Raw genomic sequence first — 23,306 nt, forward strand, 5'->3', positions numbered from 1 at the left:
AAACTAAAAGAAATGAAAAAACTTTACGTATTGCTGGCCGTGTGCTCGTTTCCCGTGTTGGGACAAGCGCAGACCGTCAGTTTTACCCAACAGGCATTGGGTGGAAACGTACCTTACAATCCGTGTACGGTAGACATGGACGGCGATCATCTCGATGATGTCGTCGCCATTGGATCCAACCAACTCAAAGTCTGGAAGCAATTGGCCTCGGGCGGTTTTACGCTCGCGACGTATGCCGTAACCGGACTTGGCCTAGGAAATGCGACGCCTGATTGGAGTATCGCGGCAGGAGACTTTGACGGAAACGGCTTTACCGACCTGGTTCTTGGAAACGGAAGTCGTGTATCCTTAGTAAAGGCCAATACGACTGGAACGGGTTATGCTTTGAGCACTTATCCGCAGAATATTTTTACGCAGCGTACCAATTTCATCGATATCGACAACGACGGAAATCTTGACCTTTGGGCCTGCCACGACGTCGCGCAAAGCCATGCGTATCGCAACGACGGCGCCGGAAACCTGAACTTTGACATTTCGCTTATGCCGACTTTGGCCGTTGGAGGAAACTACGCTTCCATCTGGACCGATTACAACAGCGACGGACATATCGACATGTATTTGGCCAAATGCCGAAGCGGTGCGCCAGTAGGAGATCCGCAACGCATCAATCTTTTGTACAAGAACAACGGAGACGGCACGTATACCGAAGTCGGTGCTGCTGCAGGAGTCAACGACGGCGCACAATCTTGGTCTACGGCCGTAGAAGATTTCGACAACGACGGCGATATGGATATGGTGCTTTCTAACATCTCGGACCAAAACCGTTTCTACGTGAACAACGGCGACGGTACGTTTACCGATATGTACGCTTCTTCAGGAATCGCGGCACAGGTTGGATCATGGGAGTTGCAATCGGCCGATTTCAACAACGACGGCTTTGTGGATTTCTTGTGGGAAAACGGAAAAGAACTTTACCTCAATAACGGAAACGGCACGTTCACCGGATACGATCTTCCGTTCGGCCAAGGCGGTATCGCCGATTTGAACAACGACGGTTTCCTTGACGTTCAAGTCGGAAGCAACATCTACATGAACAACGGCAACCCGAACAAGTGGATTAAAGTCACGCTTCAAGGCGTGGAAAGCAACCGCAACGGCATTGGCGCTCGTGTAGAAATCGAAGGTACTTGGGGTAAACAGACGCGTGAAATCCGCAGCGGACAAGGCTTCTCGAACATGAGTACGCTCAATGCGCATTTCGGTATCGGCAGCGCTACGGCGATTCCTGTCGTTCGCGTGGTTTGGCCTTCGGGAACTGTCGATGAATACCTGAACGTTTCTACAAACTCTACGCTTTTCGTTTTGGAAGGCTCGAGCCCGGCTTTGGGTGTGAACAATCCGTCGGCGACGAAATTCACGATTTCTCCGAATCCGGCCAAAGACGTGATCAACGTGACTTTTGCCAACGATACGCAATTGGCATCCGCCCAGATTTTCGACCTTACCGGAAGGAAAGTAATGGATTCTGCGATCAACGTAAACCAAATCGGTGTAAAATCGTTGAGCAACGGCGCTTACGTTTTGCTTTTGACCGATGTGGACGGCAAGACGTACTCACAAAAATTCATCAAGGAATAACAAAGATTCCGACGCATAAAAAAGCCCCGTTTCCATTCGAATCGGGGCTTTTCTTTTATGTATTCGCGATCAGAACACGCGCAGCAGGTTGAATCCGAAGAAGATGTCGCCTTTTCCCCAATCGCCCGTAGCGTTGCCCAAAAATCCGGCTTCGTGTATGCCTTGTGAATTCGTGAAGTGCATCTGGAATACGTGCCCGCCGGTTTCCAGATCGACGCCGACCGAAAGCGGATTGTGGTAAGGCGAAGAACCCGCACGGTTCAAATGCGTCGCATAATCGACGTTGACAGACCAACGTTTTGCCAATTTGTAACGTCCACCGAAACCTACCGCGAATTGCGAATTGTCCTGGTTGTCGTCGGTTACGAAATTCTCGTGGAAATACGTCGGCGCGATCTCGAGCGAGAACTTTTCCGAAAACTTGCGCGAGACCAAAATCTGGTTCACGTAAATCAGGCGATTCTCGAATTTCATTTTCGGATACAGGCTTTCCTTGAGCTGATTGTTGAATCCCAAACTATTGAACAACACAAGGCTTACAGGCGAGCCGTCCTGACGCTGCGGAATCAATCGGTATTTCGCCGAGAAATCGTAAGCCTGCTCGCTTCTTCCGGCGGCAATCGTAAGCCAGTCGGTCAATCCGTAAATGAATTTGATTTGGGTTACGGCATTGTCGAGTCCCCAAAAATCCTCGAATCCGCCTTTGATCGACCCAAAACGGTGCGCAACGACGAAATACAGGTCTTTTTTGGCCGCGAGTTTCGTCGATTCGAGGTTCACGATCTTGAGTCCTTTAAAAGCCGATTCGACGTTTTGCTTGGTGGCAGCCGTATCGATTTCCTTGAGCAGGTCGTCTTGGGCTACGGCGGCGAACGGGAGCAGCAATCCCAACAGTAAAAGTTTTCTCATATTATTCGGTTAAGGTTGATTGGTCCATCTTGAGTTCCTCGAGCAAGTCGTCATAACCCACGAATCGGCCTTTGAGCTTGACCTGTTGCCCGGTTTTCAATTGCTTGGCAGAAGCGGCGTCCTGGAAACCGACCGACAATTTCTCGTCGATCATGATCGTTCCTGCTTCGGCCTCTACATCGGTGACTTTACCCGAAACCGTAATGGTCTTGTCGGCATACTTGGCATTGGCCAGGCTGTCGTTCGCCGAAAATTCGGAAAGCAATTGGGAAGTCGTAAGCGCAAAATCGGCATCTTCTTTGGCAATGTCGCGATGCCCGCGATACAGGTAGCGGTAGCCCGCAAAAAGCACGGCCAAAACGATGATGGCCGCCACAAGCAATTTCTTTTTCATAGCATTGGTTGGTTTAATATGCTCAAATTTAAATATTTATTTCCATCTATAACCGACTTGATTAATTCGCTATTTTTGGTAAAAAAGAAAATGCTTTTGAAAAGATTCATGCTTCTCGCGCCGTTCGCATTCCTCGTCGGATGCACGAGCGACAGTACCGAGGAACTCATCGACAACACGCCCGTGGTGAACGTGACCTATACGGGTAACGTCAAATCGATCATCGACAACAACTGCATCATGTGCCACACGAATCCGCCCGAAAATGGCGCTCCAATGCCGTTGCTGACTTACGAAAACGTGAAACAGGCCGTTCAGGAACGCGGGCTTCTCGACCGTATTTCGCGCGCGCAAGGAGCCGATGGGATGATGCCTTTCGGCGGACAAAGGCTTCCGCAGAACGTGATCGACATACTCGTACAATGGAACGAAGAAGGACTCAACGAATAAAACCTACGCCATGAAAAAACTAGTTTTACTATTGCTGATTTGTGCATCCACCGCATCGCTCGCACAAGACAAAATCCTGACCAAAACGGGGAAAATCACATTCGAGGCGTCGACCGCCTTAGAGGAAATCAAGGCCACGACCACTTCGGCCACGTGCATCGTCAATACGACCAACGGAGACATCGCGTGTCTGGCGTTGCAGAAGTCGTTCCGATTCAAGGTCGCGCTCATGGAAGAGCATTACAACGAAAACTACATGGAAAGCGACAAATTTCCTAAAGCCACTTTCAAAGGAAATATCGAAAAGTTCAACTACCGCGCGCTTAGCGGAAGTGCGCAGGATTTCACGATGAAAGGCATTCTTGAAATGCACGGAAAAACCAAAGAAGTCACGACGGTCGCTAAAATCCGAAAGGTGGAAGGCGGCACCGAAATCAAGGCTGTTTTCAAAGTTTCACCTCAGGATTTCGGCATAGAGATTCCAAGTGTCGTGAAAGACAAAATCGCCAAAACGGTAGAAATCACTTCAGAATTTGTGCTGAAGTAACCGCTTCCATATCCACTTTTTTATACGAATTGAGTTTGTCGAGGTGCAAAATCGTACGCGTATTCGATTCATTTTCGGAATACATGATGTCGAATTTCGCTCCGTACACGATTTCGTCGAACGTATACGACGTACGCGTGGCGACGGTTGCGCTGAACATGTCATCGAACGCTTTGATGTATACGATCACCTCGCCTTCCAACCTGTCGAAATCTTCTTTCGTAAAGCCGTAGAACGGGCTGTCCTCGGTAATCGGATGCACGAGCGTCCAACTCAAGGTGAGCGCGTTGATGTTGTGCAGTTGCAGATCGAGCGTATAGAACCTGTTCACGATTTCCCCGTCTTCCTCTACGCCCATCCCAAGCGTCATGCGTGCTTCGGCGTCGAGCAGGTTTGTGTTTTTGTAAGGCGTGAGACGCACCATAAAGCCCGTTGCGTCGCGATAAGGCGAGATCAGCGCTTTGTCGGCGAATTTGATGAAAGCGCGCGGTTTGCTGAAACGCCCGTAAAACAATCCGGTAGCGATCGCGAAACTCAAAAGTCCGGTCAACGCTTCGGTGGCGGCCAATGCGCTCGTCAAAAAACCGTTCGGGCTGATGTGGCCGTAACCGACCGTCGTAAACGTTTGGGCCGAAAAGAAATACGCCTTCCCGAACTGCAGCCATTCGGGGCCTGTGTGGTCGATGCCGTCGAGATATTCGATTCCGATCGCGTAATACAGACAAGCGAATACGAAATTAATTCCGGTATAGAAAACGAAAAGCACGAACAGGAATTTCCACGTCGGCATGTCGAGCATCGTATGGAACCAACTGATGCGGTTCATATACGACGCGCCTCGTTTGGACACGTTCGACGATCCGTCTTTATTGATGAAACGCCCGCCGTAATTTTCGGGATTCGTGCCGTAACCCGAACTTTCGGTTGCCCTAGCCTTCGAATTTATTTTAGAAAAAAAAGCCATTTATTGCTTGACTATTGAAACGGTTTTGGATGCGTGGCCCGACGTGATTTTCACGAGATAGACGCCTTGCACCAGATCGTTGGCATCCACTTCGACGGTTTCGGAATTGGCTGTCGTGCTTTTGACGATACGTCCGAGGCTGTCAAAAACCTGAACGCCATCTATCCTTGCCGACGAATTCACCGTAAAGATATTCCTAACCGGGTTCGGATACAACACCAAAGAAGCGATTGCGAAATCTTGTGTCCCCAAACTGGCCGAAGACGCCATCCAACTCGATGCCAGGCTGTTGTCGAGAGAAGTACTGATAAGTTGCAGATACGAACCGTTTCCGTCGGCATTTGGCCAAGGCGATTCGTCGTCGTATTCGACAAGATCGATCACATTTCCCCAGGCGTCGGACAGCATCAATTTCTGGCTGTTGTTCGATAAATTTCGTGTGAATTGTCCGAAAGCCGCGAATCCGTAACGACTTTGGAACGTGGTCATATTGCTTGCGATATACGCGCTTTGACCGGCAGCAAGCGTGGAATTGTTCGGGAATTGGTACGAAATCCCAAGTTGGCTGAAGTAAATTCCGGTCAACGTCACGGTCGTGCTTCCCGCGTTTTTGATTTCGATGAATTCCTGGTCATTGCTCACCGGAAACTGGCTCGAAGTACTCGGGTTGTAGTTGATGCGGTTGATCACCAATTGCGGAACGGCCACGTTGCTGCAAGCCGTATACGCTCCTAAATGGTTCGTCATCCAAGTGATTCTCGAATTCAGCCAGGTCTTGAGGTCGTCGATTTCGGCCGTCCAGTTCCAAATGGAATTCCAGCGTTGGTCCTCGCGCGCTTCGGCTTCCGAAATCAACGCGACCGTTTCATCGATCAACGCCACGAGACTTTGGTGGCGCAACGGTTGGCCCGGTTGGGTCAAATCGTGGAAACGCTTTGAAAGGTAGCATTTGAAAGTCGGGTTGTCGAATAGGTCTTTCCAGAATTTCGAACCCGTGTTGTCGTCGTTGTCGAATTGCCACACATCGTATCCGCTGCGACTCGGTTCTCCCAAATCGTTGCCGTACGTAAGGTTGTAATCCCAGATTGGGCCGGCGCGTAATTTTCCGCCTCTATCCTTGTGGAAATACGTACTGAACTGATAGGAATCCACATTCGACGCCAATTCGCTGCTGATCATATAATCGACAAAAGTCGGAATGTCGATTTTCGATGGAAAACCATTCGTTATCGTTGAATTTCCCGCTCCGGCGACGAGCTGCAACGACGAGAATTGCCCATGGATATACGTGTCCTGTGCCGCCGTAACGTCTTCGGGTTTGGGCAAATCGTGAATGTAGGCCACGTCTCCGTTATACGACGCCATGTTCCAGGCCACGGGATCGTCTCCGGTAGTCTTGTCGGCTTTGGTGATGTAACCGCCCGTAAGATTCGGCATTGCGTTGTCGGCATCGGTAATCTTGACGATGTTCACGCGGTTCGAATCCGATTTTACTTTTTCCTGAAGCAGATAAAGCCCGCGGTAGTCACCGTTGACGACCACTTCGCAATATTGGATGCGAGGCGCGTAATTGCCCATGGCGCGTGCGAGATTGTACGAAATATAGTCGCGTATCAGCGATTCGTCGAAAGCGAAACTGTTCAAAACCCAATCGTTCTCACTGGGCATTCCCAAAAGACTCACGTTGTTGTTCGAGACATTGTCGGCGAGCAACGTCGTCAATCCGTAGGGCTTTTTTTCGAGCAATTGAGACGTGGAACCGCGGATTTCAATGTTGATACGGCCGTTGTAATTCAAATAAGCCGCATTGTTCTGGTCGGTCATATAATTGCGCGAACCGTCGGGATGTTTAATGATTTTCATGGTAGCCAATACACGCGGATCGTCGGGAATCTCTGTAGGTTGTCCCGTATTCGGATTGATGTCGGTGTTGATGATGACGATCGGAAGGTTGCTGTCGGTAAAGTTTTGGGCCGAAACGTTGCCCATCGGCCATACGGCCAAAAACAAAACCAGCGCCAATCGCCTTAAGTTGGTGTAAGGGTCGTTCATTTCTAGATTTTTAGGTGGTACGCAAATGTAAACAGAAAGTAAACAAATCGTGATTTGGGCGTCTTAAAAAATGTGATTACATCAAAGTCAAATTTGCTATTTTTATACCAAAGCATTCAAGCATGAAAAAAATTACACTTTTCTTATTACTATTCGTTCAATCATTAACGGCCCAAATCTGGACAGCATCAGAAATGTTGTGCCCTAAGTTGCGGGAGTCATTTTTCTTCGATGAAAACCACGGTTTTTCTTATGGTGAAGGAACTATCATATCAACTTCGGACGGAGGAGCAAATTGGATAAAATGCCTATCCCTTGTAGATGCTCACGAATCCCAATGGGAAGCCGAAAAAATAAGTGACAACAGAGCCATTATCTTCACCCATCATGGCAATTTTTACCGCACACTTGACAAGGGCTTAACTTGGACCTTGTCTACTCTCGGTTTTACTGGTAACGAAAAGGTCCTTTTTATTAGTTTTGTCAGCGAAAATATCGGTTTTATTTCAGGGGAATTAACCCCGTCGGGAGCTACATTTCTAGCAAAAACGGTGGATGGGGGCCAAAGTTGGAATCTTATAAATAACAACGTCAATTCAGGCACTTTCGGGGTAAAATTCATTTCCCCTACAGTTGGTTTTACTCTTCAGCATTATCCTTTACAAAAAACCACAGATGGCGGATCAACATGGACGAACGTCACTTTCCCTGCCAACATAGTATGGCAAATACAAGTAGCAGAAAATGGTATTTTGTGCGCTTTTACCACAACTAATAAGATGTATGCATCTTACGACCAAGGCTCAACCTGGACAATTTTAAATGGGCTTACTCCTGCAAATAATGTGTACCTCGACTTATATGACTTTTCGATAAAGAACAACATATTGTTGGTTCCGGGGTTTGTAAATGATGTGAGTAGTCTGATAAAATACGACCTTATTTCCAACACAATCCAAAGCGTGCCTTTCCCTTTGATGACGCCCAGCTGCATAACGCATTTCCTAGACGAGGATTTTGCCGTTACCACAAGAAGGGGAGGTAATGACTGGCAAGGTTCCGAAATTTTATCTACTAATAATGGAGGTTTAAATTGGAGTTCTCTTGAATCTTCATTTTTTCCGGCAGGAGGATTTGGATTAAGAGGTTTTAAAACCGAAAGCGGTCGTTTGTTTTATGGTGGTATGGACGACATGAATCAGACGGGAAGTTTTCGCATTTTTGAAAGTGAATCAAATGGTGCTGCCTGGCATCCTATGATTAGCGTCCCCACGTCCTCCGGTACATTCTTAAGAGTCAAAGATAATTACATGTCTTACATGACTCAAGGCTCGAATTCCTGGGTCGGAAATTTCGTCGAATCGACCGATGCGGGACAAAGCTGGACGTCACATGAAATAGATGAACTTTTCATTGACCTTCCTACCAATCCTGAACGCATGACACAAATTGACAACAACACATTGTTTTACAACGGATTCGGAAATAAAGTATACTATTCTACCAATCACGGTGTAGACTGGACGCAAATTCTCGCGCCCGTTTACATATCCGTAGGAGCGAAGTTTCATTTTGACGCAGCTGGTACAATGTATCTTTTCGAATATAACCAAAATGTATTGGGCCACGTACTCTACCGCTCACAAGATTGGGGGCAATCGTGGCAAACCATAGCAACTATCCCAGGAAATAACACCCAGTATTTAATAGCTTATTCGGATGATTTCGCAATCGTTAAAGAATCGGTGGGTGCCAGCGCTTTCAAGATTGACCTCGTTGAAAATACGACCTCTCCTTACCCGATGGGAACGTTGCCTAACGGAAACAATTTCTACCAATTGTACTTGATAACCCCTCAAAAATGGTGTGCAGGTGGAGCTACATGGAGTTATGATGCTGGTCAAACATGGATGCATTATAATAATTTCATCTCTTACATTGATTCCAATTCTACATTGGATTATGATCCGGAAACAGACGAACTTGTATTTGCGAACGACTCTGGAATGGTCCGTCTATCCCAATTTGTTCCCGAATCATCAGTTATAATTGGTGAGAACTCTTCTCAAACAGACCAAACTTTACAATATATCGTTCCATTCAATCCCTTTGCCGATGTAGAATGGCAGTTATCGTCTGGTGGTTATATTTCTTCAACAGATGAAAATCGCATTTCGATTCATTGGATCTCCCCCGGAACCCACATCCTTTCGGCAAAATACGTTAATGAAAACGGACAAAGTTCTTATTTCAGTCTGGAAATAATAGTGACCGGAAGTATGGGAGTTGACCAACCACAAACACAAAATGTGATGATAAACCCGAACCCTGTCCGGGACAACTTCGAGGTTAAGCTACCTGATGTCCCGGGGCAAGATGTTCAGGCCAGCATTTATGATTCCGCAGCTCACAAAATATGTGATTTAAGGTTGCAATCTGACATCAATAAAATATCTGAAATGCAGCATGTCGCGTCTGGAGTTTATTATTTAATGATTAAATATTCAGGAAAGACCCACATCAAAAAAATTATCAAACAATAAACAATTATAATTTATACTTCACTCCGCCGCTGAACACGAAGCCTTCCGTATGGTTCCAGATGTCGTCGAAAGTCGGGTTCGTACGCGGCCCGTTGACGACGCTTTTGTAATTGCTTTGGCGCTCGTCGGTAAAGTTTTCAAGATTCACGTACACGCTGAATTTGCCGAACGCTTTCTCGGCCGAAAACCCGAATTCCCAATACGAAGGCGTTGCCGTCCCGTCGTATACGTATTGCCTGTCGGTAAAATAGCCTTCGAGCCCGAACTTGAAATTCTCGTGTTTCTCGTACAACAACACGAGGTTCACACGGTTCTTCGCCGTAAGCGGAAGTGTGTTGTTGCCCGACAAATAATCGGCTTTGGCATCGGTGAACGTGTATCCGGCGAACAACTTGAAATCGTCGCGGAAAATGAATTTGAGATTCGTTTCGAAGCCTTTGGAATTCATGGCCTCATCAGAACTCATAAAAAACAACTCATCACCGCTTTGCTGCAAAACCAGCGGATTGTCGAGCCTTGTGTAGAAAAACATCTGGTTCGCACTGATGGCCAGATCGCCGAAACGCTTTCGGTAATTCAAATCGAAAGTCCCGCCGATCGAGCGCTCGGTTTTCACGTCGGCGAGCGCAAGTACGTTGCGGTATTGCACGCTCTCGGTCTGTTCGGTGAACACGGTCGGGATTTTGTAGCCGAGACCGCCTCCGAGACGCATCGACAGATCGGGCGTCGCTTTGTACAGCAACGAAATCCGCGGAAGCGCAAACGTTCTGTTTTCGTTAAAATTGACGTTCTTGAACTGGATGTTATCGAGACGCAATCCGGCTTCCGCAATGATTTTTTCGGAAACGTCCCAAGTATCCTGGGCATAAATCCCCGAAGTGAACGAACGGTTGCCCAGATCGACGGCCGAATAATTCTCTTTCTGCCAGAACTTGTCATAAATCAGGTTCACGCCGCCGATAAGCGAATGTTTACCTTTCTTGGACGCGTAGGAAACGTCGGTGAAGCTGTTCGTGTTCAATCCGGCGAACACGAAATTCGGGATTTGGATCTCGCGATCGAAAAAACTCAGGCTTTGCTTGACCTTGAAACTGTTTCCGTTTTCGTTTTTGCGCTCGAATTCGAAAGTCGTCGTGTTGCGGATCGTGTTATTTTTCTCGTAATAGACGTGATCCGCATCCGAAAAACCGTCGATCACGCGCATGTCGCCTCCGAAATTGCGTCCGGCGGTAAAACTGTTGCCGAGCATCACATAAGTGTTTTCGTCCGGATAGTAGAACAACCGCGGATTTACGGTGAAATTGCGCGAATCGGGCAGTTCAGAAAAACCGTCGTCATCAACATCGTATTCGTTCTGCAAATTTCCCAAGGCGAGCAACGTATAGCCGAATTTCGATCCTTTTTTGGATGAATAGAATCCGAAATTCGTTTGACCTACATGTGATTGGTTGATCAAGAAGTTGTTTTCACCTTTCGCCGACGGATTCTTTGAAACGAAGTTCACGACGCCCGCAATCGCGCCTCCTCCGTACAAAGTCGAAGCCGGACCTTTGATCACTTCGACTTGTTTCAAATCGAGAGGCGGGATTTCGAGAATGCTGAGCCCGCTCGCGAAATTGCCGAAATTCGGATACCCGTCTTTCAAAAGCTGCGAATACCGTCCGTCGAGGCCTTGTATGCGGATACTCGAATTGGCCGAAGTCGCCGAGGTTTGCTGAACCTGAATGCCCGTGCTTTCATGCAAGACCATCGACACGTTCGCGGGACGCATGTTGGCTTTTTCCTCGAGTTCTTCGGCGTCTATGGTTTCGACACGCGTGGGTGTATTTTTAATGGTGCGGCTGGTGCGCGTCGATTGGATCACGATTTCGTCGAGTTCCTCGTTTTGTGTGGAATCCTGTACCGGTTCCTGCGCCCATGCCACGAAAATCGACAGCGAGAAAATCGCCGCCAGAATGTATTTTTTCATGGTGGATATTATAAGTTAAGAATCTGTTTCCTTTAAAAAGGTCGAGTACTTAACTTATTTTGGGCGGTTGCCAGATGGAACGGCAGATTTCGTTCGGAAGTGCGAACGCGTAAAATGAAGGTTTTTGCTTCGGCATTTCGATTTCCCGATTTTGGAGAATCGCATGCACCGGCTCGAATTGTGCGATCTGGACGCCGCAGCACGCGCAGGTGCAAAACGGCGGGCATTGCTCTTCGTCCGAAGCGTGGTTGCGATGATCGGTCACGCGTTCGGCACGGGTTTCATTGCACTCCACACTGTCGTGGCAAGGCATGACAGACAGCAGCGAGATATAAACACCGAAAAGCACAATCAGGAATCGCATGCCGTAAAAGTAAGTCGTTTTCGATTAGGGACGAAAAAATTCTGACACAAGTCATTCAATCGCTACCTTTAAGGAAGAAAACAATTCGACATGGATATTTCCGAAAAAGAACCGCTTATATACGATTTGGCACTCGACGCACCCATCCAAAAAGTGTGGCAGGCGATTTCCGATAAAGACAAAATGGTGCAATGGTATTTTCCGATGATGGAAGATTTCAAACCGCAGGTCGGATTCGTCACGCAATTCGATGTCGTACATCCCGAAAGCGGAAACCATTATCAGCACAAATGGACGGTGACCGAAGCGCTCGACCAACGCAAATTATCGTACGAATGGAACTATCCCGATTATCCCGGAAACGGATTGCTCACGTTCGAACTTGAACCGAATGGCGACAAGACCCACCTCAAACTTACGTTCAAAGCGCTCGAATCGTTCGAACCTCAAAAATATCCCGAATTGTCGATGGCGAATTTCAACGAAGGCTGGACGTATTTCACCAACGCTCTCGCCGACTTCGTAAATAAGCAATAAATAATAAAATATGGATAATACGACATACGCCGGAGCGCAAATGAAAATCCGCAAACCCATTGCGGAAGTATTCAACGCTTTTATCGATCCCGAAGTCACCGTCAATTTCTGGTTCACAAAATCGAGCGGAAAACTAGAAACCGGCAAAACCGTGGTTTGGGAATGGGAAATGTATGGCGTCTCGACCAAAGTGGAAGCCGTCGAAATCGTTCCGAACCAGAAAATCGCGATCCGTTGGGGCGAACCTCAAACGAACGTCGATTTCAATTTCAGCGAATTATCGGACGGTTCGACCTATATCGACATCAAACATTACGGATTCACCGAGCAAGCAGACGACTTGATTGCGGTAATCCGTGATTCTACGGGTGGTTACACGACGGTCGTCGACGGACTGAAAGCATGGCTCGAACACGATATAAACCTGAACCTGATTTTGGATAAGTTTCCGAAGAAGTCACGGCACATCGCGAAAACGAGATTTAACAATTTCTACAGAAAAACTGTAAGGTGAAGTAACCCGAATTTACGACCTTAGACCTAACAGGTTTTGGAAACCTGTTAGGTCTAAACCCTCATTTCACTCAACGCAGTATTTCCGAAACCACCACAAAAGCAAAACAAACACATTTCGCAATCGCACCCGCGAATTGTCGTTTTTGCAATTCGTCGCACATAAAACCGGCCGCTATCTTTGCCTTATCAACATAAAACGAAAAATCATGGAAACGCTTAAACCAGCCATCACGATCAAAACAACCGTAAACGCACCTATCGAAAAAGTCTGGAAATTCTGGTCGGAACCCGAACATGTCATGAATTGGAATACGCCTTCTCCCGACTGGCATACGCCGAAAGCCGAAAACGATTTGCGCACCGGCGGCCAATTCTCTTTCACTATGGCAGCCAAGGACGGTTCGTTCAGCTTCGATTTCGGCGGAACGTATACCGAAGTCATCCCAAACAAAACCATCGCTTATGAAATGAGCGACGGCCGAAAAGTAGACGTGCAATTCGAAAACGAAGGCGATGCGGTAGCCATTGTCGAGACATTCGATCCTGAAAACGTACACGATCCCGAATTCCAACGCCAGGGTTGGCAGGCGATCCTTGACAATTTCAAAAATTATACGGAAGCCAACTGACGCTAAAAAAACCAATCGAGGCCTCGCATTCGCGGGCTTTTTTATGGCCGAAAAATCCATTCCCGTGGAATAATAAGTCATACCTCGGGAATAATCATCGCCCGACAACCGTACAAAAGCTTACTCTATATTTGCTTCAGTTAATTCTGAACAAGCTTTGAAAACCAAAATCCATAACCTGATCATCACCCTTGCGTACGCTGTGCCGGTCGTCGGATTGGCCCAAACTTCGGCCGCCGACAGCCTCAAGCGCATCGTGCGTTCGGCGAAAGTGGATACGGCACGTGTCAACGCTTACAACCATCTTGCGAACCTGTACCGCGAAAGCAATCCGGATTCGGCCACATTTTATGCGGTCAAAGCCGAATCGCTCTCGAGAAAAGCCCATTACGATTTCGGAACGGCCTCGGCCCTTTTGAACCGCGGCAACGCCCACATCATTTCGGGCGATTACAAAAAGGCGCTCGACTTGTTCCGCGATGCGCAATCGGTGTTTTCGCAATTGCTCGAAGACGATTCGGACGATATCCAGGTCAAGAATTCGCTCGGACGTGCGTTTGCGAGTTCGGCCGTCGTGCTGTCGGAACAAAGCGATTACGCGCGCTCGCTCGCCGATTACCAAAAGGCGCTGCAACTATTTACCGAAACGGCCAACAAACCGATGATGTCGCGCGCGTACAACAATATCGCCATCGTCTACAAATCGCAAAGCAACAAGGAAAAAGCACTCGAATACCTGCAGAAAGCTTTCGGGTTGCAACAGGAAACCGGCGAGCAGGCCGCGGCCGTAACGCTCATGAACATAGGCGTTATCCATTTCGAGAAGAACGATCCTAAAAAAGCAGCCGATTTTTACCGAAAAGCGGAAAAACTGTTTGCCGAAACCGACAACCAGCGCGGCTTTGCATTGCTCTACAATTATTGGGGCGATTATTACGCCAAGACGGGAGATGTCGGGAAAGCCGCCGAGTATTACAACAAATCGGTGCTCACCTACGAAAACATGCAGAATAAATTCGGGGCTTCGCTCGCGTTGTACAATTTGGGCAGATTGTATCGCACACAACCTGAAAAAGCGTTGATATTCGCACAAAAATCACTCGATTACGCTTCCGAAATCGGAATTCTGAACCAACAATACCATTCCGAAAAATTGTTGAGCGACCTATATGAAGATCTTGGCAAACCGCCTGAAGCCTTGTCGCATTACAAAAAGTACGTAACGTTGCGAGACAGCATCTTCAATCAGGAAAGCACACGGAAATTTGCGCTTGCCGAGATGAATTTCGAATACCAGAAAAAAGAAGCGCTGCTCAAGGAACAGAACAAACGGCAAACGCAACTTTTATTACTGTCGGCTTTGGTCGCGTTGCTGCTCATCGGACTTATCGTGGTCATTTACAACCGACGTCAGGTAAAACGCCGTCTGACCTTGCAAAAAGAAGTGGCCGAATACGAACAGAAAGCGCTGCATTTGCAGATGAATCCGCATTTTGTGTTCAACTGTTTGGGTTCGATCTCGAGTTTCATCGTACAGAACGGGACCGATTCGGCCTTGCGCTATCTATCGAAATTCTCGAAACTGATGCGGCTCACGCTCGAATACTCGAAAGGTTCGCTGATTCCGATCGACAAGGAAATCGAGAGCCTGCAAAATTATCTCGAACTCGAGCAATTGCGCTTCCACAACAAATTCGATTTCGAGATCCGCTCGAGCGAAAAAGTGGAATTCAACATGGGATTGCCGCCTTTGCTCGTGCAGCCGTTCGTCGAGAATGCCATTTTGCACGGCATGGTGCCAAAAGAAGGAAACGGACGCATCCTGGTTGACTTCGATGTCGAGAACGGCCAGCTTTTGTGTACGATCACAGACGACGGCATCGGCATCTCGCATTCGCGCCAATTGAAGGAGAATTCGGTTACGGCCCACAAATCGATGGCGCTCGACATCACCAAAAAGCGATTGGAGATCATGGAATCGACAACGGCGAAATCGGCACAGATCGACATTGCCGAAATAGACGAAAACGGAAAAACCGGAACGAAAGTCACATTGCGATTGCCGATACAGTATATGCCGTGATTTGGACCGGCGCGCCCAATAAAAAATGAAAATAAAGAATAAACAATACAAATGATAAAAGCCATACTCATAGACGACGACCACCATTTGCGCACCGGCCTCAAAGCTTTGCTCGAACGCTACACCGACGATATCGCGATAATCGGTGAGGCCGAAAGCGTCAAGACGGGAATCGAAGCCGTAAAAAAATTGCAGCCGCAGGTGATTTTCCTCGACATCCATTTGAGTGACGGTACGGGTTTCGACATGCTCGAGAAACTGTCCGAAAGCTCGGGAAAAATCAAGGCGCACATCGTGTTCATCACGGCTCACGAGCAATATGCGGTGAAAGCGTTCAAATTCTCGGCTCTTGATTTTATCCTGAAGCCCGTCGATTTTGAGGAATTGCAGAACACCATCGCCAAGATCAAGGAAGCCGTGAACAAGAACAATTCGTTCGAGCATATCGATTTGTTGTTGGAAAACATCCGGAAGAAGGTCGACAATTTCAAGCGGATCGCGCTTTCTACGAGCGACGGCATCCATTTGTTCGACGTGGCCGACATCATACGGTGCGAAGCGAAAGTGAACTACACCCAGTTTTACATCAAGAACCACAAGCCCGTACTGATTTCGAAAACGCTCAAGGAATACGAGGAATTGCTCACCGAACACGGTTTCGAACGCATCCACCAATCACACCTTATCAACCTTTCGTACCTCAAATCGTACATAAAAACCGATGGCGGTTATGTGGTGATGGCCGACAATTCGAACATCCCGATCGCGCAGAGCAAAAAGGAAAAATTACAAGAACTTATTAAAGCTCTTTAACCCAATCAATCAAAAAACGAACATTAAAAAAGAAATCATGAAGAAAATTTTACAAATAGCGCTTTTATTGCTGGCCGTTGCGGGCAATGCGCAAATCGTCAACATTCCCGATCCCGTTTTCAGGGCGATGTTGTTGGTCGCCGACACGAACAATACGATCGCGATCGGCTCAAACGGAACGACGCCCATCAAAGTCGACAGCAACAGCGACGGACAAATCCAGGAAAGCGAGGCGCTGGCCGTTTACAATCTGAACCTCGGCGGCAGCATCATTTCGAATTTGAGCGGGATTTCGAGTTTTACGAACCTGCGTCACCTCGACGTGCACAGCAACCAACTTTCGAGCCTTGACGTGAGTGCGCTCGTGAACCTCAAACGCTTGTATTGCGGCGACAACTCGCTCACAAGCCTCGACATCAGTGCGTTGCCGAACCTTGAATTCCTCTTTTGCGAAACGAACCAGATTTCGAACCTCAACTTGGGCACGTCTCCGAATTTCAAGTTTCTGAGCTGCAACAACAACGAATTGTCATCGCTTAACCTGAACGGATTGACCGGTTTATTGTCGGCGAGTTGCAGCTATAACCAACTGACAAACCTTTCGGTGAACAACCTTCCTGTATTGAGCTCGTTGATTTGCGACCACAACCAACTTACGAATCTCAACCTTAACGGATTGACGGCGCTTACGCAATTGTATTGCTTTTACAACCTGCTTACGACGCTCGATTTGAGCAGCCAAACGAACCTTACGCATTTGAGCTGCGGAGAAAACAACATTGCCGTGTTGAATTTGAACGGACTTACGCAACTCTCGGCTGTCGAATGCTCGTATTTGCCGAACAATGCCGTGATCAACGGAAACAACCTCAACGCATTGGTCAATTTCCAATATGCGGGATCGAATTCGAATTTGACGCTCAACGGATTCCAAAACGTAAACGATGTGACGCTGTCACTTCCGCAGGCAAGCGTGACGTTGAACGTTTCGGGTTTCAGCAACAATTCCACCATCCATATGTACGGTTCTTTGATGACGAGCCTTACCGTGAACGGCACGGGTTCGGTGAGCCTTGAAGCGCTCGACATCCCAAGCAACCAACTTACGAGCCTTACGTTGAACGGATTGGACAATTTGCTCGCTTTGAATTGCAACAACAACCAACTCGTCAACCTGAGTTTGAACAATCTTGCGAATCTGGAACAATTGAACTGCAGCCGCAACAAGATCCAAACGCTTAATTTGGCAGGCGTTCCGAACCTGAAACACCTCGACTGCAACAACAACAAGCTTACGGGACTTAACGTGAGCGGATTGACGTCGTTGGAATATCTGGATTGCTCGAACAATATTTCGACGGCTATCGTCGGAAACCAGATCACGTCGCTCAACGTCAGCGGATTGACGAACCTCAAATACCTCGACTTTTCGAATTACGGTTTCGACGGACAAATCGGCGCGGCAGGCAACCTGATCACTTCTATCAACGTCAACAACCTCACGCATCTGCAACAGCTGAAATGTTCGAAAAACAATTTGCCGACGCTTATCGTGAACGGACTTACCGAACTTACGACGTTGGATTGTTCGCACAACCAGCTTACGAGCCTCGATTTGATCGGATTGACGAACCTTACGTCTCTGAATTATGGATGGAACCAGCTTTCAAACCTCAATATGACAGGTTTGGTCAACATCACCGAATTGGATTGTTCGCACAATTCGATCGCGACTTTGAACGTGGTCAACATGACGAACCTTACGAAACTCAACTGCAATACGAACTTGCTTACGACCTTGAATTTGAGCGGGCTTACGCTTCTCACAAGTTTGAATTGCGATTCGAACCAGATTTCGTCTCTCGACGTGAGTGCCATGCCCGGACTTCTCACGTTGAGCTGTAACGGCAACCAAATTTCTACTTTGGATGTTTCCAACTTACCGGAACTTACCTCGTTGAACTGCGGCGGGAACAACATTTCAAGCCTTGACGTAAGCGGATTGCCGCATCTGGCGGTATTTTACTGTTCTGCAAACAACCTCACGAATCTTGACGTAAGCGCACAGGCCGATATGTACGATTTCAATTGCAGCGGCAACCAGCTTACGAGTCTCGACGTGAGCAACTCGCCCGACATCATCTATCTGAATTGCGCCGACAACCAGATTTCGAACCTTAACGTAAGCAATCTCACCAATCTGGTCACGTTGAGTTGCAACGCCAATCAACTTACGAGCCTTGACGTGAGCCAGTCTGCCGTACTTCAGGGATTGTACTGCAACAACAACCAAATCACCTCGCTCGACGTAAGCAATACGAACCGCCTTACCGATATGTGGTGCCAGGACAATTTGCTTACCGAACTGTTCCTTAAAAACGGAAGTTTCGAAACCAACCTCAACCTGGCGAACAATCCTACGTTGGCTTACATTTGTGCCGATGACGCGCAATTGGCGAGCGTACAATCGCAGCTCAACAGTTTGGGTATGACCACGACCGTTTCGAACTCGTATTGTACGTTCACGCCGGGCGGACCGCATAATACCGTAATCGGAACGACGATTTTCGACGGAAACAACAACGGTTGTAACATCAACGACCCGTTGCACCCGAACATCAGGGTCGATTTTACCGACGGGTTCACGACAGGTTCGGCGTTCACCAATACTGACGGAATCTGTACGTTTTATGCAGATGCCGGAAACTACACTTTATTCCCGAATATCGAGAATGCATCGGCGTTCAACATTTCGCCTGCGAGCGCGTCGATCAACTTCCCCGACAACAACAATAACATCAGCAACCAGAGTTTCTGTCTGTCGGCCAACGGAGTCCATCCTGATATAGAAATCGTGATCAGTCCGATCACACCGGCGCGCCCAGGTTTTGACGCCGTTTACGAAGTGGTTTACAAAAACAAAGGAAACACCGCGCTTTCGGGCACCGTGACGCTTGGTTTTGACGATTCGAAATTGGATTTGTTGACGTCGGTTCCTGCATTCGACACGCAAACTTCGAACAACCTCGAATGGTCGTACAGCGGATTGCTGCCTTTCGAAAGTCGTACGATAAGACTCGAATTCAACGTGAATTCACCGACAGAAACGCCTGCGGTAAACAACGGCGACATCTTGAACTTCACGACTTCGATAACTCCTGTCGCGGGTGATGAGACGCCATCGGACAACGCATTTGCGTTCAACCAGATCGTCGTGAATTCATTCGACCCGAACGATATCACATGTCTTGAAGGAAATACCGTTTCCCCGACAGAAATCGGGAACTATCTGCACTACATCGTGAATTTCGAAAACACGGGAAGCGCGAACGCCGTAAACGTAATCGTGCGCACGACGGTAGACGAAGGCCAGTACGACCTGCATTCGCTTCAGGTGTTGAACACTTCACATAATGCGCGCACCGTGATCCGCGGGAATATCGTCGAGTTCATTTTCGAGAATATAGAATTGGACGCGTCTGCTGGCGATCCACCGGTTGGCGGGCACGGAAACGTACTGTTCAAGATCCGCTCGAACGACGGATTGACCGACGGCGATTTCGTAGCCAAGAAAGCCGAGATTTTCTTTGACTACAACTTCCCGATCGAGACCAACGAGGCCGAAACCGTGTACCAAAGCTTGCAGAATCCCGATTTTGAAACGGATGACAGCGTTTCGGTTTACCCGAATCCGTCAAACGGCATCGTAAACGTGAAAAGCGAATACGACGTACAATCATTGGAATTGTTCGACGTACAGGGCAGATTGCTACAAAAGAACCTGAACCTGGATTCGATCGACTTGTCTTCGCGAACAAACGGCCTGTACTTTTTAAGGATTACGACCGAAAAAGGAAGCAAGGTCGAAAAAGTAATACGCAACTGATCCAAACAAATTTTAAAGCCTCGATTATTCGAGGCTTTTTTATGGCTCTCCGTTGGCCAAGTATAAACGGATTGCCGGAGTTCAAAAACAAAAGCCCCGAATAATCGAGGCTTTTCATTTCAAAGACGGAATCTTCCAATCTTTAAATCTTTTAATTATTTCGACAAATACATCTTACGTCTCGAATACAACTCATAAAACTGGTCGTCTTTCAAGTCGTCTATGAACAAAATGCTTTCGCCTGTCGATTTCATTTCAGGCCCAAGCGCCTTGTTCACGCCGTGGAATTTCGAGAATGAGAATACCGGTTGCTTGATCGCGAATCCGTTGAGTTTCGGATTGAACGTGAAATCTTTGACCTTTTTCTCGCCGAGCATCACTTTCGTCGCATAGTTCACATACGGTTCTCCATACGCTTTCGCGATAAACGGAACGGTCCTCGACGCGCGCGGGTTGGCTTCGATGATGTACACGATATCGTCCTTGATCGCGAATTGGATGTTGATGAGCCCGACGGTTTTGAGCGCCAATGCGATCTTCTTCGTATGGTCCTTGATTTGTTGCATCACGAATTCTCCAAGGTTAAACGGAGGCAACGTCGCGTTCGAATCGCCCGAGTGGATACCGCAAGGTTCGATATGTTCCATGATTCCGATGATGTACACATCTTCTCCGTCGCAGATCGCATCGGCTTCGGCTTCGATCGCACCGTCGAGATAATGATCGAGAAGCAATTTATTTCCTGGGATGTTCTTGAGCAAATCGATTACGTGCTCTTCGAGTTCCTGTTTGTTGATCACGATTTTCATGCCTTGTCCGCCAAGAACGTACGATGGACGCACCAAAAGCGGGAAGTCGAGCACATCGGCCAACTGCGATGCCTGTTCTGCCGATTCCGCAACCCCGAATTTCGGGAATGGGATGTGAAGCGATTCGAGCAATTCAGAGAAACGTCCGCGGTCTTCTGCCAAATCGAGCGCGTCGAAACTTGTACCGAGGATTTTTATGCCGTAGCGGTCGAGTTTTTCGGCGAGTTTCAATGCCGTCTGTCCGCCAAGCTGCACGATGACGCCTTCGGGTTTCTCATGTCGGATGATATCGTAAATGTGTTCCCAGAAAACCGGCTCGAAGTAGAGCTTATCTGCCGTGTCGAAATCGGTAGAAACCGTTTCGGGGTTACAGTTGATCATGATGGTTTCGTAACCGCATTCTTTCGCAGCCAAAACGCCGTGCACGCAAGAGTAATCGAACTCGATTCCTTGTCCGATGCGGTTCGGGCCTGAACCCAAAACCACGACTTTTTTCTTGTCGGTGACGATACTTTCGTTCGAAACGTAGGTCGTTCCGTCGGCTTTTTGGATTTCGGCCTCGAAAGTCGAATAGTAATATGGGGTTAGCGCCTTGAATTCGGCAGCGCACGTATCGACGAGTTTGTAGACGCGCTTTACGTTCATCTGCTCGCGCAAATTATATACTTGCGATTCGAGACAGCCCATCATATGTGCGATCTGACGGTCGGCGAAACCTTTTTGCTTGGCCTCCAAAAGCAGTTCTTTCGGAAGGTTGTCTATTTTATAATTCGAGATTTCTTTCTCGAGAATGTACAATTCCTCGTATTGCTTGAGGAACCACATATCGATTTTTGTGATTTCGTGGATTCTCGACAACGGGATTCCCATCGCGATCGCATCGTAGATCACGAATACACGATCCCAGCTTGCGAACGTCAATTTTTCTATGATCTGTTCGTAATTTTTGTAGCCTTTTCCGTCGGCGCCAAGACCGTTTCTTTTGATCTCGAGCGATTGGGTCGCTTTGTGAAGCGCTTCCTGGAACGAACGTCCGATGCCCATCACCTCGCCTACCGATTTCATCTGCAAGCCCAAAGTCCTGTCTGCACCTTCGAATTTGTCGAAGTTCCAACGCGGGATTTTTACGATCACGTAATCGAGCGTCGGTTCGAAAAGTGCCGATGTCGATTTGGTGATTTGGTTCTGGAGTTCGTCCAATGTATAACCAAGCGCGAGTTTCGATGCGATTTTTGCAATTGGATAACCCGTAGCTTTCGATGCCAATGCCGATGAACGCGATACGCGCGGGTTGATCTCGATGGCGACTATGTCTTCTTTTTCGTCTGGAGAAACCGCGAACTGTACGTTACATCCGCCGGCAAAGTTTCCGATCGAACGCATCATTTTGATGGCCATGTCACGCATTTTCTGGAAAGTCGCGTCACTTAACGTCATGGCCGGAGCGACCGTGATCGAATCTCCGGTGTGGATGCCCATCGGATCCATATTTTCGATGGAACAGATGATCACGACGTTATCGTTTTTGTCGCGCAACAATTCCAATTCGTATTCTTTCCATCCGAAAAGTGCTTTGTCGATCAATACTTCGTGGATTGGCGACGCTTCCAAACCTCTTGTCAAGAGTTCGTCGAAATCTTCTTTTTTGTGCACGAAAGCCGCGCCCGTTCCACCAAGCGTAAACGAAGGACGGATTACGAGCGGAAACCCGAATTCCTGTGCGATCTCTTTTCCTTTAAGGAACGAAGTTGCCGTTTTGGCCGGAGCCGCCGGGATTTCTATCTTTTCGAGCAACTGCTTGAACTGCTCGCGGTCTTCTGTGATATTGATCGCGTTGATATCGACACCTATGAGTCTCACGCCGAAATCGTCCCAAATGCCTTTTTCTTCGGCTTCGAGGCAAAGGTTCAGAGCCGTTTGCCCTCCCATCGTGGGTAAAACCGCGTCGATTTGCGGATGTTCCTTAAGGATTTCGATGATTGATTTTGTGGTAAGCGGCTTGAGGTAGACGTGGTCAGCCATGCTCGGATCGGTCATGATCGTCGCCGGATTCGAGTTGATCAGGATGACCTCGATTCCTTCTTCGCGGATCGAACGAGCCGATTGCGAACCAGCGTAATCGAATTCGCAAGCCTGTCCGATTACGATTGGGCCTGATCCTATAATGAGGACGGATTTGATGGAAGTGTCTTTTGGCATGTAG

Annotated in this window: 17 protein-coding genes; 10 read left to right on the forward strand and 7 right to left on the reverse strand. The window is 47.9% G+C overall.

Going from position 1 to position 23,306, the window contains the following annotated elements; translation table 11 throughout:
* Positions 1 to 12: 12 nt before the first annotated feature.
* Positions 13 to 1,638, forward strand: a complete 1,626-nt coding sequence (locus HZF10_RS13965) for an FG-GAP-like repeat-containing protein (RefSeq protein ID WP_176006840.1) — start codon at positions 13 to 15, stop codon at positions 1,636 to 1,638.
* A gap of 69 nt (positions 1,639 to 1,707) precedes the next feature.
* Here the strand turns inward: HZF10_RS13965 and HZF10_RS13970 are convergent, their stop codons facing one another.
* Both HZF10_RS13970 and HZF10_RS13975 read right to left on the reverse strand, forming a co-directional pair.
* Positions 1,708 to 2,547, reverse strand: a complete 840-nt coding sequence (locus HZF10_RS13970; RefSeq protein ID WP_176006841.1) for a DUF5777 family beta-barrel protein — start codon at positions 2,545 to 2,547, stop codon at positions 1,708 to 1,710.
* A 1-nt stretch (position 2,548) separates the two neighbouring features.
* The gene (locus HZF10_RS13975) at positions 2,549 to 2,941 is read right to left on the reverse strand and encodes an OB-fold protein (protein WP_176006842.1); all 393 of its coding nucleotides are present in this window, start codon (positions 2,939 to 2,941) and stop codon (positions 2,549 to 2,551) included.
* A 90-nt stretch (positions 2,942 to 3,031) separates the two neighbouring features.
* Here HZF10_RS13975 and HZF10_RS13980 point away from each other — a divergent pair, with 90 nt between their 5' ends.
* Together HZF10_RS13980 and HZF10_RS13985 are read left to right on the forward strand one after the other, a co-directional pair.
* Entirely contained in the window at positions 3,032 to 3,391 is a 360-nt protein-coding gene (locus tag HZF10_RS13980; protein WP_246282600.1) for a hypothetical protein, read from the forward strand.
* Positions 3,392 to 3,401: 10 nt separating this feature from the next.
* Positions 3,402 to 3,938: a YceI family protein gene (locus HZF10_RS13985; RefSeq protein WP_176006843.1), complete on the forward strand. Its 537-nt coding sequence runs from the start codon at positions 3,402 to 3,404 to the stop codon at positions 3,936 to 3,938.
* Here the strand turns inward: HZF10_RS13985 and HZF10_RS13990 are convergent.
* Both HZF10_RS13990 and HZF10_RS13995 read right to left on the reverse strand, forming a co-directional pair.
* A complete protein-coding gene (locus HZF10_RS13990; protein ID WP_176006844.1) occupies positions 3,913 to 4,902 on the reverse strand; it encodes an ion channel in 990 nt (329 codons plus the stop codon). The two genes, HZF10_RS13985 and HZF10_RS13990, sit on opposite strands and share 26 nt — an antisense overlap.
* A complete protein-coding gene (locus HZF10_RS13995; protein WP_246282601.1) occupies positions 4,903 to 6,954 on the reverse strand; it encodes a CotH kinase family protein in 2,052 nt (683 codons plus the stop codon).
* Positions 6,955 to 7,076: 122 nt separating this feature from the next.
* Between HZF10_RS13995 and HZF10_RS14000 the strand changes: the two genes are divergently transcribed.
* Entirely contained in the window at positions 7,077 to 9,497 is a 2,421-nt protein-coding gene (locus HZF10_RS14000; protein ID WP_176006845.1) for a T9SS type A sorting domain-containing protein, read from the forward strand.
* Between the two features lie 4 nt (positions 9,498 to 9,501).
* Here HZF10_RS14000 and HZF10_RS14005 read toward each other — a convergent pair whose 3' ends face one another.
* Both HZF10_RS14005 and HZF10_RS14010 read right to left on the reverse strand, forming a co-directional pair.
* On the reverse strand, positions 9,502 to 11,466 hold the full coding sequence (locus HZF10_RS14005; RefSeq protein ID WP_176006846.1) for a TonB-dependent receptor plug domain-containing protein: 1,965 nt from the start codon (positions 11,464 to 11,466) through the stop codon (positions 9,502 to 9,504).
* Positions 11,467 to 11,515: 49 nt separating this feature from the next.
* Positions 11,516 to 11,830 (reverse strand): DUF6660 family protein, encoded by a 315-nt coding sequence (locus tag HZF10_RS14010; protein WP_176006847.1) that lies wholly within the window; start codon positions 11,828 to 11,830, stop codon positions 11,516 to 11,518.
* Between the two features lie 90 nt (positions 11,831 to 11,920).
* Here HZF10_RS14010 and HZF10_RS14015 point away from each other — a divergent pair, with 90 nt between their 5' ends.
* From HZF10_RS14015 to HZF10_RS14040, 6 genes are all read left to right on the forward strand, one after another.
* Positions 11,921 to 12,367, forward strand: a complete 447-nt coding sequence (locus HZF10_RS14015; protein ID WP_176006848.1) for an SRPBCC family protein — start codon at positions 11,921 to 11,923, stop codon at positions 12,365 to 12,367.
* 10 nt (positions 12,368 to 12,377) lie between these two features.
* Positions 12,378 to 12,881 carry an SRPBCC family protein gene (locus HZF10_RS14020; RefSeq protein WP_176006849.1) on the forward strand — a complete coding sequence of 168 codons (504 nt, stop codon included), beginning with the start codon at positions 12,378 to 12,380 and terminating at the stop codon, positions 12,879 to 12,881.
* A gap of 208 nt (positions 12,882 to 13,089) precedes the next feature.
* Positions 13,090 to 13,512: an SRPBCC family protein gene (locus tag HZF10_RS14025; protein WP_176006850.1), complete on the forward strand. Its 423-nt coding sequence runs from the start codon at positions 13,090 to 13,092 to the stop codon at positions 13,510 to 13,512.
* 157 nt (positions 13,513 to 13,669) lie between these two features.
* Positions 13,670 to 15,595: a tetratricopeptide repeat-containing sensor histidine kinase gene (locus tag HZF10_RS14030; protein WP_176006851.1), complete on the forward strand. Its 1,926-nt coding sequence runs from the start codon at positions 13,670 to 13,672 to the stop codon at positions 15,593 to 15,595.
* Between the two features lie 51 nt (positions 15,596 to 15,646).
* Positions 15,647 to 16,408 carry a LytR/AlgR family response regulator transcription factor gene (locus HZF10_RS14035; RefSeq protein WP_176006852.1) on the forward strand — a complete coding sequence of 254 codons (762 nt, stop codon included), beginning with the start codon at positions 15,647 to 15,649 and terminating at the stop codon, positions 16,406 to 16,408.
* Between the two features lie 37 nt (positions 16,409 to 16,445).
* On the forward strand, positions 16,446 to 20,294 hold the full coding sequence (locus HZF10_RS14040; protein ID WP_176006853.1) for a T9SS type A sorting domain-containing protein: 3,849 nt from the start codon (positions 16,446 to 16,448) through the stop codon (positions 20,292 to 20,294).
* A gap of 155 nt (positions 20,295 to 20,449) precedes the next feature.
* Here HZF10_RS14040 and carB read toward each other — a convergent pair whose 3' ends face one another.
* The gene (gene carB, locus HZF10_RS14045) at positions 20,450 to 23,302 is read right to left on the reverse strand and encodes a carbamoyl-phosphate synthase large subunit (RefSeq protein ID WP_176006854.1); all 2,853 of its coding nucleotides are present in this window, start codon (positions 23,300 to 23,302) and stop codon (positions 20,450 to 20,452) included.
* Positions 23,303 to 23,306: the final 4 nt, after the last annotated feature.

It is taken from the genome of Flavobacterium agri (assembly GCF_013401995.1).
GTDB classification, from domain to species: domain Bacteria; phylum Bacteroidota; class Bacteroidia; order Flavobacteriales; family Flavobacteriaceae; genus Flavobacterium; species Flavobacterium agri.

Excerpts from the sequence above, each read along its gene's own strand:
- HZF10_RS13965 (WP_176006840.1), top strand. The coding sequence starts at position 13 with ATGAAAAAACTTTACGTATTGCTGGCCGTGTGCTCGTTTCCCGTGTTG.
- HZF10_RS13970 (WP_176006841.1), bottom strand. The coding sequence starts at position 2,547 with ATGAGAAAACTTTTACTGTTGGGATTGCTGCTCCCGTTCGCCGCCGTA.
- HZF10_RS13975 (WP_176006842.1), bottom strand. The coding sequence starts at position 2,941 with ATGAAAAAGAAATTGCTTGTGGCGGCCATCATCGTTTTGGCCGTGCTT.
- HZF10_RS13980 (WP_246282600.1), top strand. The coding sequence starts at position 3,032 with ATGCTTTTGAAAAGATTCATGCTTCTCGCGCCGTTCGCATTCCTCGTC.
- HZF10_RS13985 (WP_176006843.1), top strand. The coding sequence starts at position 3,402 with ATGAAAAAACTAGTTTTACTATTGCTGATTTGTGCATCCACCGCATCG.
- HZF10_RS13990 (WP_176006844.1), bottom strand. The coding sequence starts at position 4,902 with ATGGCTTTTTTTTCTAAAATAAATTCGAAGGCTAGGGCAACCGAAAGT.
- HZF10_RS13995 (WP_246282601.1), bottom strand. The coding sequence starts at position 6,954 with ATGAACGACCCTTACACCAACTTAAGGCGATTGGCGCTGGTTTTGTTT.
- HZF10_RS14000 (WP_176006845.1), top strand. The coding sequence starts at position 7,077 with ATGAAAAAAATTACACTTTTCTTATTACTATTCGTTCAATCATTAACG.
- HZF10_RS14005 (WP_176006846.1), bottom strand. The coding sequence starts at position 11,466 with ATGAAAAAATACATTCTGGCGGCGATTTTCTCGCTGTCGATTTTCGTG.
- HZF10_RS14010 (WP_176006847.1), bottom strand. The coding sequence starts at position 11,830 with ATGCGATTCCTGATTGTGCTTTTCGGTGTTTATATCTCGCTGCTGTCT.
- HZF10_RS14015 (WP_176006848.1), top strand. The coding sequence starts at position 11,921 with ATGGATATTTCCGAAAAAGAACCGCTTATATACGATTTGGCACTCGAC.
- HZF10_RS14020 (WP_176006849.1), top strand. The coding sequence starts at position 12,378 with ATGGATAATACGACATACGCCGGAGCGCAAATGAAAATCCGCAAACCC.
- HZF10_RS14025 (WP_176006850.1), top strand. The coding sequence starts at position 13,090 with ATGGAAACGCTTAAACCAGCCATCACGATCAAAACAACCGTAAACGCA.
- HZF10_RS14035 (WP_176006852.1), top strand. The coding sequence starts at position 15,647 with ATGATAAAAGCCATACTCATAGACGACGACCACCATTTGCGCACCGGC.
- HZF10_RS14040 (WP_176006853.1), top strand. The coding sequence starts at position 16,446 with ATGAAGAAAATTTTACAAATAGCGCTTTTATTGCTGGCCGTTGCGGGC.
- carB (WP_176006854.1), bottom strand. The coding sequence starts at position 23,302 with ATGCCAAAAGACACTTCCATCAAATCCGTCCTCATTATAGGATCAGGC.